The sequence below is a fragment of the Lewinella sp. genome (assembly GCF_050633125.1).
Taxonomy (GTDB): domain Bacteria; phylum Bacteroidota; class Bacteroidia; order Chitinophagales; family Saprospiraceae; genus Lewinella.
This window is the reverse complement of sequence record NZ_JBOEFX010000036.1, coordinates 16,703-33,433: the sequence shown is the minus strand read 5'-3', so window position 1 is coordinate 33,433 and position 16,731 is coordinate 16,703. Positions and strand designations below refer to the sequence as shown.

9 protein-coding genes and 2 pseudogenes are annotated in these 16,731 nt (G+C 46.0%); 7 read left to right on the top strand and 4 right to left on the bottom strand.

The window, feature by feature from the left end:
• A partial coding sequence (locus tag ACRBG0_RS09155; protein WP_431486594.1) for a cadherin-like domain-containing protein occupies nt 1-4,263 on the bottom strand: 4,263 nt, incomplete at its 3' end.
• Nucleotides 4,264-4,393: 130 nt separating this feature from the next.
• The gene (locus tag ACRBG0_RS09150; RefSeq protein ID WP_431486593.1) at nt 4,394-4,999 is read right to left on the bottom strand and encodes a hypothetical protein; all 606 of its coding nucleotides are present in this window, start codon (nt 4,997-4,999) and stop codon (nt 4,394-4,396) included.
• A gap of 166 nt (nt 5,000-5,165) precedes the next feature.
• Here ACRBG0_RS09150 and uvrB point away from each other — a divergent pair, with 166 nt between their 5' ends.
• The 7 genes and pseudogenes from uvrB to ACRBG0_RS09115 all read left to right on the top strand — a co-directional run bounded on the left by uvrB (nt 5,166) and on the right by ACRBG0_RS09115 (nt 14,523).
• The gene (uvrB, locus tag ACRBG0_RS09145; protein WP_431486592.1) at nt 5,166-7,184 is read left to right on the top strand and encodes an excinuclease ABC subunit UvrB; all 2,019 of its coding nucleotides are present in this window, start codon (nt 5,166-5,168) and stop codon (nt 7,182-7,184) included.
• A gap of 153 nt (nt 7,185-7,337) precedes the next feature.
• Nucleotides 7,338-9,143 carry an FAD-dependent oxidoreductase gene (locus ACRBG0_RS09140; RefSeq protein WP_431486591.1) on the top strand — a complete coding sequence of 602 codons (1,806 nt, stop codon included), beginning with the start codon at nt 7,338-7,340 and terminating at the stop codon, nt 9,141-9,143.
• Nucleotides 9,122-10,933 (top strand): 2-oxoacid:acceptor oxidoreductase subunit alpha, encoded by a 1,812-nt coding sequence (locus tag ACRBG0_RS09135; protein WP_431486590.1) that lies wholly within the window; start codon nt 9,122-9,124, stop codon nt 10,931-10,933. The genes ACRBG0_RS09140 and ACRBG0_RS09135 overlap by 22 nt, the downstream gene beginning before the upstream one ends.
• Nucleotides 10,934-10,956: 23 nt before the next feature.
• Nucleotides 10,957-12,009, top strand: coding sequence for a 2-oxoacid:ferredoxin oxidoreductase subunit beta (locus ACRBG0_RS09130; RefSeq protein WP_431486589.1), 1,053 nt, complete (start codon nt 10,957-10,959; stop codon nt 12,007-12,009).
• A gap of 329 nt (nt 12,010-12,338) precedes the next feature.
• Nucleotides 12,339-13,474 (top strand): annotated as a pseudogene (gene nadE, locus ACRBG0_RS09125) (NAD(+) synthase); the annotation flags it as partial.
• Nucleotides 13,475-13,476: 2 nt separating this feature from the next.
• Nucleotides 13,477-13,878: pseudogene (gene nadE / locus ACRBG0_RS09120) on the top strand (NAD(+) synthase); the annotation flags it as partial.
• A gap of 51 nt (nt 13,879-13,929) precedes the next feature.
• Complete coding sequence (locus tag ACRBG0_RS09115) at nt 13,930-14,523, top strand: Uma2 family endonuclease (protein ID WP_431486588.1); 594 nt, start codon at nt 13,930-13,932, stop codon at nt 14,521-14,523.
• Nucleotides 14,524-14,644: 121 nt separating this feature from the next.
• Here ACRBG0_RS09115 and ACRBG0_RS09110 read toward each other — a convergent pair whose 3' ends face one another.
• Both ACRBG0_RS09110 and ACRBG0_RS09105 read right to left on the bottom strand, forming a co-directional pair.
• Nucleotides 14,645-15,184: a hypothetical protein gene (locus tag ACRBG0_RS09110; RefSeq protein ID WP_431486587.1), complete on the bottom strand. Its 540-nt coding sequence runs from the start codon at nt 15,182-15,184 to the stop codon at nt 14,645-14,647.
• Between the two features lie 96 nt (nt 15,185-15,280).
• Nucleotides 15,281-16,459 carry a thioredoxin family protein gene (locus tag ACRBG0_RS09105; protein WP_431486586.1) on the bottom strand — a complete coding sequence of 393 codons (1,179 nt, stop codon included), beginning with the start codon at nt 16,457-16,459 and terminating at the stop codon, nt 15,281-15,283.
• Nucleotides 16,460-16,731 lie beyond the last annotated feature (272 nt).

The window sequence follows — 16,731 nt, the reverse complement described above, 5'->3', positions numbered from 1 at the left end:
GGTGTAGCTACCGGCAGCGAGTCCAGAAAATACATTGCTACTTTGGTAGTTTTCGCCATCGATGCTGTACATAAATGCTGGTGTTCCTCCGCTAACGCTGGCCTGAATGGTTCCATCATTGGCATTGTTACAGGTGATGTCGTTGGCCAAAACGGCACTCACGACGAGCGTATTGACGGCCACGGTAGCATTCAGGGTGATGGTACAATCATTGGCATCATAAATAGTGATGGAGTGCTGTCCGTTGGGTACATTGTTGAAAACAGGGTTGCTTTGTAGCGCACCGTCGTTGAGTTGATACATGAGCGATCCTGTACCTCCAGAAGCATCTACAGAAATGACATCGTCCATAACCATCGCGGTAGCGCTAATGGCTGCCGGGTTGGTGATGGTTATCGCATTGGTTGCTTGTGTAAAGCCTTCGCTATCCAAAACGGTGACGGTGTAGCTACCAGCAGCGAGGCCGTTGAAAACATTGCTGCTTTGGTAGTTTGCGGCATCGAGACTGTACAGAAATCCGGGTGTTCCACCACTGACACTTACTTGCAGACTGCCGTCATTGGCATTGTTACAAGAAATGTCGTTGACCAAAGTGGCACTCACAATAAGGGAGTTGACGGCAACAGTAACGCTAACTGTTGCAGAGCAACCATTGTCGTCGAAGACGATGAAGAGATAGTCTCCGTTGTCTAGCCCAGAGAATACAGGGCTTGTCTGAAGGCTACCGTTCTCTAATTGATACAAAAGTGGGGGAGTGCCTCCTGCGGCATCCAATGTGACTTCATCATCATTAATATTAGCGGATAGGATAAGTAAAGGCGGGTTGGCAATGCTTATCAAAGTGCTACTTTGACTAAACCCGTCTTGGTCTAAAACCTCAATGGTGTAATCCCCTGGACCAAGATCTGTAAAGGTTGATTCCAATTGAAAACCTCCACCATTGATGCTGTATTGATAATCAGGATTGCCTCCCGTAGCATCTACTGTAATGATGGCATCATTAACATCATGACAACTGATACCTTGTACCAAAGTTGTGGTGACGATAATATTATTGACAGCCACCGTAGCAGAAATAACCGTGCTACAATCATTTTCATCAGTGATCGTAATGCTATAGGTGCCATTGGCAAGATTAGAAAATACATTGCTGGTTTGTGGCATGCCGTCTTCCAATTGGTAAGTGTACCCAGGAGTGCCACCAGATGCATTTACGGTAATTTGATCGTCAACGACATTCGCGGAAGCAGCAACAGGAGACGGTTGGTTGATCGTAATCGTATTGGTACTGATCTCGGTACCCAGCATGTCAAGGATGGATACGTAATAATCTCCGGCGGCAAGATCCGTAAAAGTGTTGTCGTCTTGGAAGCTTCCACCGTTGAGTGCATATTGGTAAGGGCCTACGCCACCTGAAGCAGATGCGGTGACAGCTCCTTCTGTTCCACCATTACAGATGATTCCTGCGGTCTGAGTGATGCCAGCTGTAAGTGGGTCAATAATAATTTCAATGAAAAAGACATTGCCGGTTGTAGTAATTCCTGCCCCGTTGCTTAGATCGAACTCAAAACTATCCATTAAAACAGTACCTCCTTCGTGTTCGTAAACAACCAAGCCATTATCAATATCCTCCTGCGTGAAGCTATCACCAAGGTTGAGCATTTGCCCGTTTAGGAGAATGATGCCTTCATTAGGGAGGTCGGTAATGGTATAGAAAATTTCGTCAGGCCCACTTTCTTCATCGTCTGCCTCCAGGTAGGTGTTTGTAATAGGCTCTTGTGTGAAGTGGAGTACTTGTAGCATTTCATTGGTTACCAAAAACGGTGGTTCACTCGGTATTACGTAGCAAACCGTAACAGACCATTCCTCGAGGATTCCTCCATCCGCATTCTCATTGTCATTGACCTGTAGTGTCCAAGTACCGAAACTGCTTTCACCGATGAGGTTGTTAAAATTACCAATGGGTTGATAGCTGCCTTCAATGGCAAAAGGTGCGCCAGGGTTGTTGGGGCCTGTGTCTGAAGGGTTACATGTGTTTTCCAAAGTAGCAGGACTGTTCGGACTGTCGTCGCTGAAAGTAATATTTACATTGTCTTCCGAACATCCGAAATTACTACTTGGAAACCCTGGCCGGTCAAACAAGTTGATGGGAGCACCTGTAGCAGGAAATAGCTGTGCATCTAAATCACCAATATAAGTATGGGTGATTTCCAAGCCAACGACTACAGAGGCGATAGTCAAGTCATCATCAAAAAAGATATCGTTCTCAATGGTTGGGGAACCGTTGGTGCTAATCGTTGTAGAGAAGTCAGAAGTATAAGTGACACAACTGACATTCTGAGTGGTAAAAGAAAAAACATCAGAATAGCCCGTCGTTCCACAATCGTTTACGGCTCTTACCCGCCAGTAGTAGGTCGTAGCGCCTTCGCTGGCATTAGTGGGTTGGTAAGACGTAGAGGTCGTGCTGCCAGACTCTACAATGTTACTGAAATTGATGGTTGTAGAAATTTGTACTTCATAAGTAGTTGCTCCACTATCATCACCATCCCAGGATAGAACAGGGTTGGGGAAAATACCCGTGCTGTTATCTGCTGGATCGAGTAAGTCGGGGGGAGAAGAATTACCAGCGAGTACAATCAAGGTAAGGTCGATATCTACATCGTCCCCATTATTGGTTGCAGTGACGGTAAAATCATAGGTTCCCGGATCCAGGTCATCGGTCTGAACACTTAGGGTAGAAGTTTGGTTAGGGCCGATGTTGTTGGGGCTGAAATCGAAGCTACCATTGGGTAAGCCAGCTAAGCTAAGGCTTGCGGAACCGCTAAATCCTTCGCTGGCAGTAATGTCAAAAAATGCGACATCGGGTTGGCAGACGGTCTGTTCGACTGGCGAACTGGTAATGTTGAAACTGCAATCATTAGCCCAACGGCCATTAATTACTTCTGTACCCGTGTTGTTTGGGTCTAGCCAATCACGCAAGCGAGAACTGGAGTTGCCACCTGCATCCCAAGAGATGGCAAAAGAACCGTACCAATCAGAGGAGTTGTTGCCACAAGCAGCACCACCACCATGTAATTGTCCAACGACTCTTTCATTTTGATCAAAAAGAGGAGAACCGGAAGAACCGCCCTCTGTTGTACCGGTATCCCAGTCAACTACCCGTACATGGGTATAGTTGCTGGTGGGAGTACCACTTCCATAAGTTGTAAACTGCGTAGCATCATTTTCAAAGCTGATCCGCTTTTCGTCGGTGCTTGGGTGGTGAATACCGATGGCGCTACTGATGGCTACGCCGCGAGCATCCCAGCCTGCAAAATATGCATTGGCTGTAGGTGATACAGGGTCATCCAATTCTACGAGCGTAAAATCGGACTGAGATCGAGAGGCTCGGAAGATAGCTCCTGTGTTGAAATCATTGAGCTGTCCATCTCCAGCACCGCCACTAGCTCCTGAATTGGGTTGGCGACAAGTACTGTTTTGGTAGTTCCAGTAGGTAACCAAGGAGGGAGCATTGCCGGAATTGATGCCGCAGTGGTTGGCGGTCATGAAGAAAGGTGTACAATCATCTTCTACATTATTGACCAAAAAACCAGTACAGAAAGTACCACCACCGGTAGAGATGACTGCAACGGATTGAATGATATCCCGGTGGGGGTCTACGATGCCCCAGCCGTCAGCGGCACCACAAATCACATCCAGGTTACAGGAGCCGGAAATAAGGGCACTGAAATTCTCGAACGCGTGATTAACATAAGCGAGTTTTAGGGATAGTTCGTTTACAGAAGCTGTAGGCACCGTCACTTCGATGACCAATTCGTCGCCTTCAATAAGTGGCGTCCAAAGTTGCTCGTGTTCTTCATTGTCGGCGGGGGTGAAAGGCCCTTGAATGCGTGCCTGATCGGGGCTGTACATCACCAGCTTTCCACCGCGAGGCATATTGTATTGGGTGAAGCCAAAATTGAGAGAATAAGCACCTTGTGATTTGATACGCAAGCGCCAAACACTACTCTCGGGCGTGGTTTCCCATTGCCCGTGTGTGGCAGGGGTGATGTCCACTTCTATATTTGTCGCATAACGAGGAGCGACGCCCGGCCCTCGGCGAGCTAATTCTTCACTCATCAGGGCTTGATTGTCCTGATGAGGCATTTGAAGGGTTGGAAGATTTTCTGAAGGAGAAAGACCTCGGGTGAGGCGGTGATCTTTTTGTGCAAAGGAGTTGAGTGCTATGAGGCATAGCACAGCAAAAAGTAGAATTCGTTGCATAGTACGTGTAGTAAGGCCGTTGATTGTCAAATATTCATGTAGGCCACAAAGTAAAACATCCATCTAGGATTTTCCTAAATGGATGCTACTTCTTGTCACTTATTTGGCAATAATATTCAAAAAAATGACTTTATGCTGTACGCTGAAAGCCGATGGGCTGTTGTCGTACCGGCCCCAGCTCCGCCAATAAGACGTCTTTTTCCGACCGAGTGATGGCTTTCATTTCATGCAGCCATTGGATGCGAGAACGACGGTCTTCATCAGTATTGTCATTGGAATTGTGAAGGTACTGTTGGTGATAGCTTTCCCTGATTTTATCAATAGTGGCGGAGATAAAGGCTTCAACTTGTTCGGAATTAGGTCGATCTTGCAGAAAGCCTAATTTGTTTTCTCCTCCAATCAGGTAAATCATCCCTGGTTTTTGTTGCAAGAAGGTCCACGAGCAGGCGAGTGCTGCCAGGATTCCAAGCGCAAAAGCCCAGGCGGGAGCGATTAGCTCAAATCCTAAAATCGAGCTGATTAATGCAATTAACATGATTGCGGCCACACCTCCTGACAACCACCGTAAGGCCCGTGAGTGGTGTTCTGTTTTTCGATAAATTTGTAGCCCTAGATCGATATAGTCAACACTGAATTCCCGCTCGTTTTCAAAATCCCGCAGATGTACGAGTACGTCATCTTCCCGTAAGGTAAATGCACGGTAGTGAAATCCTTTTTCCTGAATAAGTTGCTGCATAGGAGAGCGATTTGGGGGTGAATAATAACAGCTACGACCAACTGTTTATTGATAACTGAAAATAAAACATTTTTTTGTAAAAGACGGTTCCCAAAAGCAACTTTTTTTGTTAATTTTAGGTTTTATAGCACGATTCTGGTGAGGTAATTAATAAAAAATAGCTGGCGTGAGTTTCAAATTAGTTTCCCCTTTTAAGCCAATGGGTGATCAGCCTCAGGCAATCGAACAATTGACTAATGGTGTTGAATCCGGAGAGTCTGCTCAAGTATTACTTGGGGTTACGGGTTCCGGTAAAACCTTCACGATGGCTAATCTCATTGCCAAAGCCAATCGGCCTACCCTCATCCTTACCCATAACAAAACCCTTACGGCGCAGTTGTATAGCGAGTTTCGGGATTTCTTTCCCGATAATGCCGTGGAGTATTTTGTTTCTTATTACGATTATTACCAGCCAGAAGCTTACATTTCTTCTTCGGACACTTTTATTGAAAAAGATCTTCAAATCAATGAAGAGGTCGATAAACTCCGTTTGCGTGCTACTTCAAACCTGCTGTCCGGGCGTCGTGATATCATCATTGTTGCTTCGGTGAGTTGCATTTATGGAATGGGGAATCCGGAAGATTATAAAAGTGGCATCATTCGGGTCCAAGTGGGGCAGACCATTTCGCGCAACGGCTTTTTGTATAGTTTGGTAGACAGCTTGTATTCTCGTACAGAAACGGATTTTAAGCGGGCTACTTTTCGGGTAAAGGGAGATACGGTGGATATCAACTTGCCCTACGTTGAATACGGCTTTCGGATAACCTTTTTTGGTGATGAAATTGAGGGTATTGAAAAATTGGAAATCTCCAGCGGCAAGCGGATTGAACGTATGGAACACGCCGCTATTTTTCCAGCCAACCTCTACATTGCTCCCAAAGAACGCCTCAAAGGTATTATCAATGATATACAAGATGAGTTGCATCTCCAAGAGAAATACTTTGAACGAGAACATCGCCTTTTAGAAGCCAAACGGATTAGTGAACGCACCAATTTTGATCTGGAAATGATGAAGGAATTGGGCTATTGTAGCGGTGTAGAGAACTATTCGCGCTTCTTTGACCGGCGTGAACCAGGCACCCGCCCGTTCTGCTTGCTGGATTATTTTCCAGAAGATTACCTCATGTTAGTAGATGAAAGTCACGTGACTCTGCCACAGGTAAGGGGCATGTTTGGCGGGGACCGCGCACGCAAGCTGAGTTTGGTCAATTACGGCTTCCGACTACCTTCGGCAATGGATAACCGTCCGTTGAATTTTCATGAATTTGAAAGTTTAATCAACCAAGTCGTTTATGTAAGTGCTACGCCCGCAGAATACGAGTTGGAGCAAACTGGTGGATTGATTGTTGAGCAAATTATTCGTCCAACTGGTTTGATTGATCCGCCGATTGAAGTACGTCCGAGCATCAATCAAATTGATGACTTGTTGGAGGAAATTTCCGAGCGCATTAAGCGTGATGAGCGAACATTAGTGACTACCCTCACTAAAAGAATGGCAGAGGAACTGACAAAGTATTTAACAAAACTACGCATCAAAGTGCGCTACATCCACTCGGAAGTGGATACCATGGAGCGCGTAGAGATTCTGCGCAATCTCCGCCTTGGAGAGTTCGACGTATTGGTGGGTGTCAACCTCTTGCGGGAAGGACTGGACTTGCCAGAAGTAAGTTTGGTAGCAATTATTGATGCTGACAAAGAAGGCTTCCTGCGGAATGAACGTTCCCTTACTCAAACTGCTGGTCGTGCAGCCCGAAACTCGAATGGGTTGGTTATTTTTTATGCTGATAAAATAACCAATTCTATGCAGCGTACGATTGATGAAACCACCCGGAGGCGTTCCATCCAGATGGCTTATAATGAAGAACACGGCATCGTTCCCAAAACTATGCGTAAATCCAGAGAAGAGATTCTCGCCAAGCAGTCGATCCTTGATGTACGTGCGGTGGAACAAGCTTATCGGGAACCAGAAAAAGCCAGCCTGGCAGCCGATCCGATCATTGGTTACATGACTAGAGATCAGTTAGAGAGAGCCATTGCCGCAACAGAAGGCATGATGAAAAAGGCGGCAAAAGAGCTTGATTTTGTCTCTGCAGCTCAGTATCGAGACGAGGTGTTTGCGATGAAAGAGCAGTTGAAGCGGACGTGATGGATGTTAAATCGCATTGTTCTTTAAAGTTTTTATAATCAGTGGTTTTGAAGAATAAAATTTCACAATTAATTACAATTCAATTTAGTATTTGTTATTTTTATGCTATTGCGATATATTTCCCTGATCCAGGGTGGATAAAAGCTATAGCTTGTGAAACCAACAAATATTCAAGATCCGGAGTATTTCCACAAGGTTGTTGATTGCCAAATGGCTTGCCCTGCACATACTCCTGTGCCGGAGTATATCAGATTGATTGCGGCTGAGCGATACACCGAGGCTTATATGGTCAACTGGGAGTCTAATGTGTTTCCCGGAATTCTAGGGCGTACCTGTGACCGCCCCTGCGAACCAGCTTGCCGTCGTGGCCGATTAGAGGGTGAAGAGGAAGAACCCGTGGCAATTTGCCGACTCAAGCGTGTGGCTGCGGATAACAAAGGAGAAGTCAAACACTTGATGCCACAAGGCCCTTTTACGCCTAACGGGAAAAAGATCGCGCTCATTGGAGGAGGCCCCGCTTCTCTGACGGTGGCCCGTGATTTGGCCCCATTGGGTTATGAAATCCATTTATACGACGAATGGAGTAAAGGTGGAGGCATGATGCGAACGCAAATTCCGGCTTTTCGTTTGCCCGAATCGGTATTGGAAGAAGAGGTTAACTACATCCTCGACATGGGGATACACACGCACTTCAATACCTATGTGTCTAGTATGCGTGAAATACTGGAGAAAGACTATGACGCGATTTTTGTAGGTACGGGTGCACCCCAAGGACGCAATCTCCCATTACCCGGCCGCGAAGAGGCCGACGCCAATATCCATATCGGTATAGAATGGTTGGCAGGGGTTGCTTTTGAGCATATCAGTAGCATTGGCAAAAAAGTTATTGTATTGGGGGGTGGTAATACAGCGATGGATTGTTGCCGCACATCTCGTCGCATGGGAGGTGAATCGGTAAAGGTAGTCGTTCGCAGTCCTTTCAAGGATATGAAAGCCTCTCCTTGGGAGATTAAAGATGCCCAGGGCGAAGATATTCCGATCCTTAATAATATGCCGCCGAAGGAATTTGTAGTAGAAAATGGTCGCTTGAAAGGTGTCGTTTTCAGCCATGTAAGAGCAGAGTATGACGAAAACGGCAAACGGAAACTGATTCCTACCGGAGAGCCAGACACCTTTATCGAAGCCGATGATGTGATCATTGCTATCGGTCAGGACAATGCCTTTCCCTGGATTGAGCGTGACCTGGGGTTGGAACTAGGAAAGTGGGACTTGCCGGTGGTAGATAAGCTTACCTTTCAGTCGACCTTGCCTAAGGTTTTCTTTGGAGGCGATGCTGCTTTTGGTCCAGAAAACGTGATCACTGCAGTAGCTCATGGTCATCAGGCCGCCATTTCCATTGATCTCTTCTGTCAAGGAGAGGATATAAAAACGCAACGACCTGCACCTACGACCAATTTGGTGAGCCAAAAAATGGGCATCCACGAATGGATATATGATAGCGGAGTGGCCGATGATGAACGCTATGATGTACCGCACGAAGCCAAAGATAAAACGCTCTCCGATCGAAAGGTAGAAGTAGAACTGGGGTTTGATACCCGCCTTGGGTACAAGGAAGCCCAGCGTTGCCTCAATTGCGACGTGCAAACCGTTTTCAATACCAGTCGCTGTATCGAATGTGATGCTTGTATGGATATTTGTCCTACTTCCTGCATTACGTTCACTACTAATGGCGAGGAGGACGAATTGCGCCTCCGGCTCAGCGCTCCTGCGATCAATCTGGAGCAAGATCTTTATGTTTCTGAAACGCTCCCAACCCAACGCGTAATGATCAAAGACGAAGATGTCTGTTTGCATTGCGGCTTGTGTGCCGAACGGTGCCCAACCGCCGCTTGGGATATGCAGAAATTTTTATACCAAGTTACTAAAGCAGGACAGACATGCAGCAGCTTAAAGGCGTAAATGATATCGTAGTCCGTTTTGCCAATGTCAATGGTACGGGCTCTGCCAGCGCGAATAAACTATTTGCCAAAGCGATCATTCGAATGGGGATTCCAGTATCTCCTAAGAATATATTTCCCTCCAATATACAGGGATTGCCCACCTGGTACGAAGTTCGGGTTAGTGATAAAGGGTATTTAGGGCGAAGAGATGGCGTTGATGTTATGGTTTGTGTTAACCCACAAAGTATGGCCAAGGATGTGGCTTGCGTGCGACCAGGAGGCTACTTTATGTATGACAATACCAAGAAAATTCCGGAGCAATTCTTGCGTGACGACATCAATTATATAGGTGTTCCGATGATGCAATTGTCGATCGATGCGTATAAAGACCCTCGGCAAAGGCAGTTGTTTAAAAATATCATTTATGTAGGTGCCCTTTCCCTGCTTCTGGATATCGAATTTAAAGTATTGGAAGAGATGCTTGCTGATCTATTTGCGGGTAAAGAAAAACTGATTCCGCTCAATATTCAAGCACTCGAATTGGGACGAAATCATGTCCGCGAGCATTATCAATACCCCTTGCCGATTCGTCTGGAGCGCCGCGACAAGGTTGGGAATCATATCATGATCGACGGCAATACGGCATGTGGCCTGGGAGCTATTTACGCCGGAGCTACGGTAGTCGCCTGGTATCCGATCACGCCTTCCACTTCGGTAGCTCAAGCATTTGAGCAATATGCTAATCAGCTACGCATTGACCCAGAAACGGAGAAAAAGAAATTTGCGATCATTCAGGCTGAAGACGAATTGGCAGCTATGGGCATGGTGATCGGCGCTAGTTGGAATGGTGCTCGCGCCTTTACGGCCACCAGCGGCCCTGGTGTTTCACTGATGAATGAATTTATCGGCCTGGCGTACTTTGCCGAGATTCCGGTGGTGCTCATCAATGTACAGCGCGGAGGACCTTCAACCGGAATGCCTACGCGCACCCAGCAATCCGATATTCTATCCACGGCCTATGCCTCGCATGGTGATACCAAACATGTGCTATTGCTACCCTGTAACCCCAAAGAGTGTTTTGAAATGACAGCTGATGCCTTCGACCTGGCCGATCGTCTACAGACACCCGTAATGGTTATGACTGACCTGGATTTAGGTATGAACGATCATCTGTCACCTCCGCTGGAATGGGATGACAACAGGCGATATGATCGTGGTAAAGTATTAACTGCGGCGGATTTGGAAAAGGTAGAGGAGTTTGGCCGTTACCTCGACGTAGATGGCGATGGTATTCCCTACCGTACCTTCCCTGGTACACACCCCACTAAAGGGTCCTTCTTTACACGAGGTACCAGCAAAAATGAATATGCCCGCTATACCGAAGACGGAGCCGATTATGTACGCAATGTAGATCGCTTGCTTAGGAAGTGGGATACTGCAAAACAATACGTTCCTGTTGCCGAATTTTACCAAGAAGGCAAAAACAGTGATGCGGGAATGATCTTCTTTGGCACCACCACTTATGCGGCCCTCGAAACCATGGATCAATTGATTGAAGATGGGATGCCCATTGATGCCATGCGGCTCAGAGCATTTCCTTTCGGTCCAGAGGTCAAGCAGTTCATAGAGGAGCACGATCAGATCTTTGTGATTGAGCAAAACCGAGATGGACAAATGCGAAAACTATTGATTAACGAATTAGAGACCAATCCGCGAAAATTGGTGGCGGTGCTTAATTACGATGGTATGCCCATTACTGCTACTAAAATCCGCGAATTCGTGGCAGAAGCACTTTCAGTAGAAAGTTAACCCCTGATGCTAAAAAAAGAACCATGTCATATATCCGTCCAAGCTTCCGACATCCACTGCTGCCCAAAAATGAGGTTGGCTTCACTAAAGCAGATTATGAAGGCGTTATCTCTACGCTTTGTGCAGGCTGTGGTCACGATTCCGTCAGTGGAGCAATCGTACAAGCCTGTTATGAACTGGCGATTGAACCACACAGGGTAGCCAAATTATCGGGTATTGGTTGTTCCTCCAAAACGCCAACCTACTTCCTTCGGCAATCGCATGGTTTCAATACCGTACACGGCCGGATGCCATCAGTCGCTACCGGAGCTTATATGGCCAACCGAGACCTGATCTACGTGGGCGTTTCAGGAGATGGCGATTCCGCGTCTATCGGTTTAGGGCAGTTTGTACACGCCATTCGGCGCAACCTCAATATCGTTTATGTCCTGATGAATAACGGATGCTATGGCCTCACCAAAGGACAACACTCTGCCACTGCTGATGAAGGCTCCAAGACCAAAGACGGTGTTTCCAACCCTTTCCCAGCCATTGATCTGGCAAGTATGGCACTGGAATTGGGGGCAACCTTTGTAGGACGCAGTTTCTCTGGTGATAAAACGCAGTTGGTACCATTGCTTCAGGCAGCGATCTCGCATCCTGGTTTTGCGTTTTTAGATGTGCTATCGCCTTGTGTAACTTTCAATAATAAACCTAGTTCTACGAAGTCTTACGATTTTGTCCGGGCGCATCAGGAAGCGACCTCCACTATCGACTTTGTTCCACACAAAAAAGAAATCATCACCCACTATGAGGAAGGGAATTCGAAGCAGGTGAAACTGCATGATGGCTCTTGCATCCAGCTCCGAAAACTGGCCGCCAATTGGGACCCGATCGACCGTTCTTCCGCGATGGATCGCATACGTAGCGCAAAGTCAAATGGAGAAATTCTGACTGGCCTCCTGTATATCGACCAAGAAAGCAGAGACCTTCATGAGTTGGAGCAGACCGTAAACCGACCACTGAATAGCTTAACGGAAAGGGATCTTTGCCCTGGCTCAAAGGCATTGGAAGGGATCAATGCTGGCTTTAGGTAGGGGGCGTTTTAAGAGTTGGGGGGCGAAGCTGTCAGGCCACAGCTATGACTAAGTTGGAGCATTGACACATTGAGCAAACGCAATGAAAATTAGACTGGGGTTGTGTAAAAGCCTAGTATTAGACTGGTCTTCTGATCAGCATAAAGTAGTCTAAATAGTGACTGGCTGGTCAGAAGGCCAGCGGGATATGACCTGTTAGTTTCTAAATTAACAGGGATGTAGGCAGTTGTCTTTAAATAGCTTAGTTTTGTTTTTAAACTAAGTTGTTCCTTTTCTTGTTTATCCTGTAACAAGGCTTATCTTTACGAACAATAAACGTTACCTTTTCTATGAAAATAGCTATTGCGCAAATCAATCTTCATATTGGAAATTTTTCTGGCAACCTCGCACGCATGCGTAAAGCTATTGCGGAAGCTAAAGAGCAGGGAGCAGATATTGTACTTCTCCCGGAATTGGCGACTGTCGGTTACCCGCCCCGCGATTTTCTGGAATTCCAAGATTTTATTGCACAAGCAGAAGGTGTCGTAGAGGCCTTGAAAGCCGACGCGCAAGGCATCGCAGTTGTCTTAGGCTCACTGACGGTAAACCCCGTTCCCGAAGGAAAAGACCTCTATAATTCTGCCTACTTTCTGGCGGATGGCGAAGTACTGGCTGTACAGCACAAAACGCTCTTGCCAACCTATGATATCTTTGATGAATACCGTTATTTCGAACCTGCTCACGAATGGAAAATCGTAGAGTACAAAGGCCAACGCATAGCGCTCACTATTTGTGAAGACATTTGGAATGTAGGCAATGAAAACCCCTTGTACAAAGTATGCCCAATGGACGAGTTGATCGGACAAAAGCCCGATTTTATGCTCAACCTTTCAGCGTCTCCTTTTTCTTTTGATCATGCCAAGGATCGGGTGCATGTGCTGCGTGCAAACGTAGATCGCTATGATTTACCCGTCTTTTATACCAATATCGTAGGTGCGCAAACCGAGGTTATCTTCGATGGAGGATCTTTGGTAATGTCTCCTAATGGTGAGGTGTACGATGAACTTCCTTATTTTGAAGAGTGTATCCGCACCTACGAGCTCGCCGATGTGCAGGCGTGTAAAGCCCCTCAAGGCGAGCAGCCTCGTGATAAGATGACGTTGATCCACGATGCCATTGTTCTGGGACTTCGGGATTACTTTGGTAAACTCGGTTTTAAACGAACGATCCTTGGACTTTCCGGTGGGATTGATTCGGCAGTAGTAGCGGTACTCGCCGCTCGGGCACTAGGTCCGGATAATGTGCGCTGCATTTTGATGCCTTCCCAGTTTAGCAGTGACCATTCGGTTAATGATGCGCGCGAGTTGGCAGAAAACCTGGGCTCGCAATATGATATTATTCCAATTGAGGGTATTTACGAAAGCTACCAGGAAGTGCTACGACCTCATTTCTGGGGCAAAGATTTCAATATTACGGAAGAGAACCTNNACCCTCTACGGCGATATGTGTGGCGGGCTGAGTGTAATCGGTGATTTATACAAAACAGAAGTCTTCGAACTGGCCCGGTTTATGAACAAAGATGGGGAGGTCATCCCTGAAAATATCATCACCAAGCCTCCTTCGGCTGAGCTTCGTCCTGATCAGAAAGACAGCGATAGTCTGCCGGATTATGACATACTAGATGAGGTACTGTTTCAATACATCGAGAAAAGAAAAGGCCCTAAAGAAATTATTGCTCAAGGGTTTGACGAAGCGCTAGTACGCCGCATCTTACGTTTGGTAAACATCAACGAATTCAAACGCTACCAGACTGCCCCCGTAATCCGAGTGAGCAACAAAGCCTTCGGGATGGGCCGCCGCCTTCCAATTGTGGCGAAGTATTTGAATTAGATACTGCACAAGAAATAATGTATATTTATAGTATCATTTTATAGAAAACCTATGGGAGAGCCAAAATTAGCATATCAGACCATCGAGGAATACTTGGCACAAGAAGAAATTGCCGAATTCAAAAGCGAGTACGAGGATGGCTCTATTCGGGCGATGAGTGGTGGGTCGATTAATCATGGATTAATCGGAGGAAGCGTTTATAACGCGATTAGAAATCAAATTGATGCTAAAGGGCTTCAGTGTCTACCAATGAATAGTGATATTCGATTGTTTATTGATAGTGCGAGCTCATTTGTTTATCCTGATATGTCAGTTGTTTGCGGTGACGTAGAAGTCAGCGAAGAAGATAAAAACGCCTATACCAATCCCATTTTGGTGGTAGAAGTGCTTTCAAAATCTACCGGCAGCTACGATAGGGGAGATAAATTCCATAAATACTGCTCGCTCCCCTCTTTTAAAGAATATGTGTTGATTGACCAGTATAAACCAGTCGTGGATGTACTCTACAAAGAAGGGAGTGACTACTGGAAAATGGTCACCACCATTGGTTTAGATAAAAGCATTTACCTGCATACGCTGGATACTCATATTAGTATGCAGGACATCTATCAGAATGCGCGGGAACTGCAAGAGCCTAATTTTTGAATGTATTCAGAAATGACCGTCTAATGAATGGTTGTCAAAAGGCCTCTCGTTTGGTAAATCAATAAAAAAAAAGCGCTGCGCCTCCGCGTCTCTGAGCGAAGTGAATAATTTTGAATGCACGCTAGTTTTCAGGCAAATACTTTGCAGGTAATGGGAGCGCTTCCGTCTCTCCCAGCCAATAAATGTGCATGACCCACCAGCGGTTTCCATCATTAAGCAACTGAATACTATTGATGCCTCGCATAAAGGGAGCTTCATCGTTTTTAGAGCGGTAAGATTCGTAAGTACTGAACACATGTACCAGTGAGCCATATTCAGCTACTTCACGAAAGATTTCTACCTCAAAGAAGCCATTTTCTTCCAGCCATTTCCCAGAACCTTCTACGTATTCCTGTGGGCTCATGATCCGGTAGCCTACTTCACCTTCTTTATTTTTACCGGTAGGGATCAAGCGTGCTTCTTCGGTAAAGAGGTAATGAAAACGGTCCCAGTCGCGTGCTTCTCCTTTTTCACCGGAAATAGATGCGTAGAGCGCTTCCAGTATATTATCCAGGCTAGCAACGTCTTCAGCGTATTTTTCGGTATCAGGCGCAGGTGCATCTGATTGGGCAGGTAAAAAAGAAACGACAAACAACAATGAAAAGAGGGCTATATATTTCATGGTAAGGGAGGGTTGATAGGGTTTGAAAAAAACAAGGCCAGTTGAATAGGTATCAACCGGCCTTGTTTCTGCTTTTAGAAGATAAAATATTACTACTTACCCTTGTCTTTCGAGGGTTTCAATAAAAGCCGTCAGCATACGTACTGCATTGGGCGTATCTGCTTCCGCTAATACGCGTGCTTTGCGGGCAGCAGCTAGTGCTTGCTTGGTATTCCCCAGTTTGTTTTCCACGATGGCCAGGGTGTAATAATGACGGAAGGTGTCACTATTGTATTTAATGGCTTCGGTAGCAGCATACTGAGCTACATCAAGTGCACCTTTGTCAGTTTCAAAATCATTAGCGATACGAAGCGCAAAGTCATTCAATTTCGCCGCATCACCAGCAATTATATTCTTGGCGTAGCCACGTGCTGCTTTGGCAAAGGTTTTTCCATCCCGATGAGCTAATGCGTAAGCCATTTCAGTATCGTACTTAAATTTTTCCGCTTTTTCAGGGTAGTATTCTTCGATTTTTTCCCAAGCTTCTTCAAGTAGATCAACGCTACTGTATTCAATAGACTTTGTTGCTGTAGCTTGGCAAGCAGAAAAAACTTGACTGTAGTAGAGGTCTTCAGAATTAGCAGCAACGATCTCTTTCTTACGCTCCGTCATCATTGTGAAAATACGGCTATCCGCTTCCGTAGCTGCCAGCATAATGAACTGTAAGTTTTCGGGCGTATTGAGGTCATTTTGATCACGCAGGTAATCATTAGCCACTTTTAGGTGTGATTCTCCATTGCGAATCAAGGAACGAACGTACTTGTAAACCAGCTCAGGACTACGGTCGCCATCTGCGTACTGTTCCGCATAGTCTCCGGTAGGCTCGGACAAAGCCAGTGCTTTCTCGCCAGTACTGATAAACTGATCTACACTCTGTGCTCCTTTAACACTTTGAACCACTTCGCCATCCGGGCTTATGTAGTAAAGTGTAGGAAATGCAGCGACCGGATATCTGGCCCTAAAAGCGGCATTTTCCGGCGCTTCCATGTCCATTTTAAGAGAAATGAAATTACGATTATAAAAGGCACCAACCTGAGGATCTGGGAAAACATCAGCAGCCATACGCTTGCAAGGGCCACACCAAGTGGCATAAGCGTCTACAAAAATGAGTTTGTCTTGATTGCGAGCCTGCTCTAAAGCAGCTTCCCACTCTCCTTTAAAGAAATCAATGCCTTGTGCTGATATAGTAGTCATGCTAAGACTAAGGCACAAGCTAAGTAAAAGGATATTTTTCATTGGAAGAGTTGTTTTCAATATTAGATGACCACTGGCCCGAAATTGCTGCCTGCTCAAAGATACGATTTCCTGAATTGGCTTGAGGAAATAGAATTAAGAGCTCTAAGTACGTTCCTGCAAGTAGCGTTCGATCAACTGGTTAATCAAATCCTTGAGGTATACACCTTCCCGTTCTGCGATTTCTTTCAGTTGGCCAAGCTGTTGCTTATCAAAAGCTAACGTCAGTCGCCGCTTTTCTGATAATGTAGGCCGACTCTTCGGAGGAGCATCAG

Coding starts and splice junctions, on each gene's coding strand:
- ACRBG0_RS09105 (WP_431486586.1), bottom strand. CDS start 16,459: ATGAAAAATATCCTTTTACTTAGCTTGTGCCTTAGTCTTAGCATGACT.
- ACRBG0_RS09110 (WP_431486587.1), bottom strand. CDS start 15,184: ATGAAATATATAGCCCTCTTTTCATTGTTGTTTGTCGTTTCTTTTTTA.
- ACRBG0_RS09150 (WP_431486593.1), bottom strand. CDS start 4,999: ATGCAGCAACTTATTCAGGAAAAAGGATTTCACTACCGTGCATTTACC.
- ACRBG0_RS09130 (WP_431486589.1), top strand. CDS start 10,957: ATGTCATATATCCGTCCAAGCTTCCGACATCCACTGCTGCCCAAAAAT.
- ACRBG0_RS09115 (WP_431486588.1), top strand. CDS start 13,930: ATGGGAGAGCCAAAATTAGCATATCAGACCATCGAGGAATACTTGGCA.
- ACRBG0_RS09135 (WP_431486590.1), top strand. CDS start 9,122: ATGCAGCAGCTTAAAGGCGTAAATGATATCGTAGTCCGTTTTGCCAAT.